2 protein-coding genes, 1 tRNA gene, 2 rRNA genes and 1 pseudogene (1 of these 6 only partly in view) are annotated in these 5,182 nt (G+C 55.5%); all 6 read left to right on the plus strand.

Features of this window, described 5'->3' with window-relative positions; genetic code table 11:
• A protein-coding gene (locus AC1DXN_RS30710; protein WP_477421808.1) for a hypothetical protein crosses the window boundary here: on the plus strand, positions 1 to 222 show its 3' portion. The gene continues 57 nt to the left of window position 1, outside the view; the window shows 222 of its 279 coding nt (coding positions 58-279); its start codon lies off the left edge, out of view; its stop codon occupies positions 220 to 222.
• Between the two features lie 122 nt (positions 223 to 344).
• Positions 345 to 3,211 (plus strand): 23S ribosomal RNA (locus tag AC1DXN_RS30715).
• A gap of 167 nt (positions 3,212 to 3,378) precedes the next feature.
• Positions 3,379 to 3,493: ribosomal RNA gene (gene rrf / locus AC1DXN_RS30720) — 5S ribosomal RNA — on the plus strand.
• 153 nt (positions 3,494 to 3,646) lie between these two features.
• A tRNA-Met gene (locus tag AC1DXN_RS30725) sits at positions 3,647 to 3,723 on the plus strand.
• Between the two features lie 496 nt (positions 3,724 to 4,219).
• Positions 4,220 to 4,479, plus strand: a pseudogene (locus tag AC1DXN_RS30730) (type II toxin-antitoxin system ParD family antitoxin).
• A gap of 129 nt (positions 4,480 to 4,608) precedes the next feature.
• Positions 4,609 to 4,791: a hypothetical protein gene (locus AC1DXN_RS30735; protein ID WP_477278449.1), complete on the plus strand. Its 183-nt coding sequence runs from the start codon at positions 4,609 to 4,611 to the stop codon at positions 4,789 to 4,791.
• Positions 4,792 to 5,182 lie beyond the last annotated feature (391 nt).

Here is a 5,182-nt window from a genome sequence, read left to right on the forward strand (position 1 = left end):
GTTCTGTTTGACATCGTAAAGAGAAGATTTGTTCGAACTTCATGGCCGAAAGGCTGTGATTTGTCGCGGGAGACGCTCAATCTCCCGCATATGATGGGCTTGCCTAACCGCACCCTCGAACCGATCTCGAGAAGCTGGTCTTTTTGTGCCAATGACATCGGATCGGATCCTGCACAGGATCTGTTCCGGGCGACAATCTCTTCGAGATTGCGCGGACGCTAACCTCGCAAGGGGAAGGCTGAAGCGACAATCCCTTCGGGATTGCGCGGACGCTAACCTCGCAAGGGGAAGGCTGAAGCGACAATCCCTTCGGGATTGCGCGGGTGGGCATTGGCAATGAGAACGATCAAGTGTCTTAAGGGCAATTGGTGGATGCCTTGGCATGCACAGGCGATGAAGGACGTGATACGCTGCGATAAGCTACGGGGAGGTGCGAATACCCTTTGATCCGTAGATTTCCGAATGGGGAAACCCACCTAAGGTACTTGGAAAATCAGAGCAGCAGGGCGACGCGAAATCCCAAAAGGATTGAGTGTTAAGCGACGATCTCTTTGAGATCGCGCAGACTTGCTGCTGTGGTTTCCAAGTATCGATAATAGGTAACTTACCCTGAATAAAATAGGGGTAAAGTGGCGAACGCGGGGAACTGAAACATCTAAGTACCCGTAGGAAAGGACATCAACCGAGACTCCGGAAGTAGCGGCGAGCGAACCCGGACCAGGCCAGTGGCGATTGAGAGACAAGCGGAACCTTCTGGAAAGTAGGGCCATAGTGGGTGACAGCCCCGTACGCGTAATGCAATCAATCGTCCTCGAGTAAGGCGGGACACGTGAAATCCTGTCTGAATTTGGGGGGACCACCCTCCAAGCCTAAGTACTCGTGCATGACCGATAGCGAACTAGTACCGTGAGGGAAAGGTGAAAAGCACCCCGACAAGGGGAGTGAAAGAGTACCTGAAACCGATTGCCTACAAACAGTGGAAGCCCAAGGTTCGTCCTGGGTGACCACGTACCTTTTGTATAATGGGTCAGCGACTTAGTGTGACGAGCAAGCTTAAACCGCTAGGTGTAGGCGCAGCGAAAGCGAGTCTGAATAGGGCGTTCAGTTCGTCGCATTAGACCCGAAACCGAGTGATCTAGCCATGAGCAGGTTGAAGGTAAGGTAACACTTACTGGAGGACCGAACCCATAACTGTTGCAATAGTTCGGGATGACTTGTGGCTAGGGGTGAAAGGCCAATCAAACTCGGAAATAGCTGGTTCTCCGCGAAATCTATTTAGGTAGAGCGTCGACCGAATACCCCAGGGGGTAGAGCACTGGATGGGCTAGGGGTCCTCACCGGATTACCAAACCTAACCAAACTCCGAATACCTGGGAGTACTAGTCGGCAGACACACGGCGGGTGCTAACGTCCGTCGTGAAAAGGGAAACAACCCTGACCTACAGCTAAGGTCCCCAAGTTATGGCTAAGTGGGAAAGGATGTGAGGATCCCAAAACAACCAGGATGTTGGCTTAGAAGCAGCCATCATTTAAAGAAAGCGTAACAGCTCACTGGTCTAAATAAGGGTCTTTGCGCCGAAAATGTAACGGGGCTAAAGCCATACACCGAAGCTTAGGGTTTGGTCCGCAAGGGCCAAGCGGTAGCGGAGCGTTCTGTAAGCTGATGAAGCCATACCCGTGAGGGGTGGTGGAGGTATCAGAAGTGCGAATGCTGACATGAGTAACGTAAGGGGAGTGAGAGACTCCCCCGCCGAAAGTCCAAGGGTTCCTGCTTAAAGCTAATCTGAGCAGGGTTAGCCGGCCCCTAAGTCGAGGCAGAAATGCGTAGACGATGGGAACCACGTTAATATTCGTGGGCCTGGAGGAAGTGACGGATCATTGAGGTAGTCCAATCTTATCGGATTGAAAGGGCTGCTGCGTGGTTCCAGGAAATAGCTCCTCCTTATAGACCGTACCCGAAACCGACACTGGTGGACTGGTAGAGTATACCAAGGCGCTTGAGAGAACTATGCTGAAGGAACTCGGCAAATTGCACGCGTAACTTCGGAAGAAGCGTGACCCTTTTCTACGCAAGTAGAGGAGGGTGGCACAGACCAGGGGGTAGCGACTGTTTATCAAAAACACAGGGCTCTGCGAAGTCGCAAGACGACGTATAGGGTCTGACGCCTGCCCGGTGCTGGAAGGTTAAGAGGAGGGGTGCAAGCTCTGAATCGAAGCCCCAGTAAACGGCGGCCGTAACTATAACGGTCCTAAGGTAGCGAAATTCCTTGTCGGGTAAGTTCCGACCTGCACGAATGGCGTAACGACTTCCCCGCTGTCTCCAGCATAGACTCAGTGAAATTGAATTCCCCGTGAAGATGCGGGGTTCCTGCGGTTAGACGGAAAGACCCCGTGCACCTTTACTATAGCTTTACATTGGCATTCGTAGTGGCATGTGTAGGATAGGTGGTAGGCTTTGAAACCTGGGCGCCAGCTCAGGTGGAGCCAACCTTGAAATACCACCCTTATTACTATGGATGTCTAACCGCGGCCCGTTATCCGGGTCCGGGACAATGTATGGTGGGTAGTTTGACTGGGGCGGTCGCCTCCTAAAGAGTAACGGAGGCGCGCGATGGTGGGCTCAGACCGGTCGGAAATCGGTCGCTGAGTGCAATGGCATAAGCCTGCCTGACTGCGAGACTGACAAGTCGAGCAGAGACGAAAGTCGGTCATAGTGATCCGGTGGTCCCGCGTGGAAGGGCCATCGCTCAACGAATAAAAGGTACGCCGGGGATAACAGGCTGATGACCCCCAAGAGTCCATATCGACGGGGTTGTTTGGCACCTCGATGTCGACTCATCGCATCCTGGGGCTGGAGCAGGTCCCAAGGGTATGGCTGTTCGCCATTTAAAGCGGTACGTGAGTTGGGTTCAGAACGTCGTGAGACAGTTCGGTCCCTATCTGCCGTGGGTGTAGGAATATTGAAAGGATCTGTCCCTAGTACGAGAGGACCGGGATGGACGGATCTCTGGTGGACCTGTTGTGGCGCCAGCCGCATAGCAGGGTAGCTATATCCGGACGGGATAACCGCTGAAGGCATCTAAGCGGGAAACCCACCTTAAAACGAGTATTCCCTGAGAACCGTGGAAGACGACCACGTTGATAGGCCGGGTGTGGAAGAGCGGCAACGCTTGAAGCTTACCGGTACTAATAGTTCGATCGGCTTGATCGTTCTCATTCCTTATGCTCACTGATTGGCGACAATCCTTTGGATTGCGCCGAGGTGACAGGCACGACAAAGACCAGCGAACAGCTCCGACAGAGCCAAAGGCGTAACGCCTGATGCATTGTCGCGGCCAATCGCTCAAAAAGCTTCTCGAACAACGTGCGTTTTGCCGACCTGGTGGTTATGGCGGAGCGGCTGCACCCGATCCCATTCCGAACTCGGCCGTGAAACGCTCCAGCGCTGATGGTACTTCGTCTCAAGACGCGGGAGAGTAGGTCGCTGCCAGGTCTGCTAAACGCACGTTGAACTCACATCCAATCGGATGTCAGTGAAATCTTCTCCTTACGAACAGGCCCGCCAACGGGAACACGGGCCGCGCAAGCGGCCCTTTCATTTGGTGGCTCTTGATTCCGGTAAGGTAAAACTTACCTCTAAGGTTGACGCGGGGTGGAGCAGCCCGGTAGCTCGTCAGGCTCATAACCTGAAGGTCACAGGTTCAAATCCTGTCCCCGCAACCAAATACAAATGAGCCCGCCTCGCGCGGGCCGTTTTGCTATTCAAAGGCCGGCGACCAGGCGAATTCTGTCCTCATTACAAGTTACAAGGCCCGCAAGAAGCCAAGCCGACGCCGCGGGACCAAAAAGTCAAATCCTGTCCCCGAAACCAAATCCAAAAACGGCCCGCATCGAGCGGGCCGTTTTGCGTTAAGCGCCTTACTCACGAATCGGAACCCGAAGGATCGTCTCAACCCTTCCGGCGCGTTCGCAATCTGCGATCACACTCCAGCGCTGCCGGTTTGCTCCCGACTCGGCCGAACGCGGCAACCGCCGCGTTTGCATGCGACGAGAGTCGTGGCGGATAGTCCTGGGCACGAATCTCGATCGGCGCCGGCGCGATCGTGGCTGGTGGCATTGCCGCAGAACCGGGCGACCGAGCGAAACCGTATGCGCGCATACTGCTAATCAATGCTATCTATTGCTGTCCTGATCGGCACCATCTCTTCAGGGGGTTGCCATGCCCAACTACGCCCTGAACGTCCACTACGAGAGCAGGAAGCGGCTCGAATCAGGCCGCTACAACATGCTAGTGAGGTTGTTCGCGCCGGCCTGCGAATGCTCGGGGATTTCGAAGCGGAGCGGGAAAGATGGTTGCGCGAGAAAATCCCGGCGTGCCTGAGCGAGTTCCAGCAGGATCCGGCCAAGGGCATTCCTGCGGAAACGGTTTTTTCGCGGCTCGAGGCGCGTCACCGGGCGAAGCAGGCGAAAGCCAGGTAGGCAATGGAGTACCGGGTGGTCTTTCCGTCCCAAGGCGGAAGCTGAACTCGAACGGCTCTATGACGACACAGCCGACCGCGCGTCGCCGGCGAATCGCTTGGAATTCATTGTCGGCATCCGCGACTGGGCTTGTCGACTTTTCCACAGCGCGGCACAGAGCGGGTCGAGATCATGCCTGGGCGGCGGATCATCGGCTACTGGCGCGCCGTGAGCATTGCCCTTGCGGTCGAGGGCGAACAGGTCCTGATCCTGGGCATCTTTTTCGTCGGCCGACGGAACATCACGGCGGAATTGYTGGAAAGCCGGCTCTGAAACGCTGCCCAGGGCGGCGCGGCTGTCCGATAATTCCCCAGGCAAGGCAGGCGACTTTCAAGCCGATTGCACGCGCCCGCCGCCTCGGGGTGGCGAGCCCTCAATTGAAATGATAGGCAGCGGAACACCACTCACAATTTCAGCCAAGCCAACTCACGAATTTCGGCCCCGTGGATATCTCCACGAGAAATCGAAAAAACATGGTTGAGTGGTGTTGACAGTTTGGATGGGTGGCGACTATATACGCCTCACGAACGAGGGCGGTGCGCCGCTGGCGGCGAAGCAGTTTGCTTCTGAGAAAGCCCTTGTGAGAATTCAAGAGAGCCGCGTAAGCGACACTCGGACGGCCCCGAAGCCACAAGCGTAACGGGCCACGACCTCGCGTCTGCGA

This window comes from Mesorhizobium sp. P2_H9, assembly GCF_056403215.1.